The sequence below is a fragment of the Mesorhizobium sp. M7D.F.Ca.US.004.03.1.1 genome (assembly GCF_003998635.1).
Lineage (GTDB): Bacteria > Pseudomonadota > Alphaproteobacteria > Rhizobiales > Rhizobiaceae > Mesorhizobium > Mesorhizobium loti.
The window spans coordinates 1-382 of sequence record NZ_RZQG01001886.1 but is presented as its reverse complement, the minus strand read 5'-3'; the positions used below and the strand labels follow the sequence as shown (position 1 = coordinate 382).

The 382-nt window shown below is 68.8% G+C and carries 1 protein-coding gene; it reads left to right on the top strand.

What is annotated here, in order from left to right:
• A partial coding sequence (locus EN935_RS40530) for an alpha/beta hydrolase fold domain-containing protein (RefSeq protein WP_127374473.1) occupies nt 1–382 on the top strand: 382 nt, incomplete at both ends.

Genomic DNA, 382 nt, shown 5'->3' with positions numbered 1-382 from the left:
GACGAGGGGCGTGTGCTGCTCTATGCGCATGGCGGCGGCTTCATCGGCGGCTCGATCTACACGCACCGCAAGCTGGTCGGGCATCTGGCCAAGGCCGTCGGCTGCCGGGCGCTGCTCTACGACTATCCGCTGGCGCACCGGGCCAAGTATCCGGCCCAGCTCGACGTGGCGATGACGGTCTGGAACTGGCTCGCCGATCGGGGCTTCGACGCCGGCGACATCGCGCTTGCCGGCGATTCCTGCGGTGCGGTGCTGACCTATGGCGTCCTGCAGCGGCTGCGTGCGCAAGGGCGGCCGCTACCCGTCGCCACGCTGATCATCTCCGGCTGGTTCGACATGGCGCTGACCGCCGCCAGCTACGAGACCAACCGCGAAAAGGACC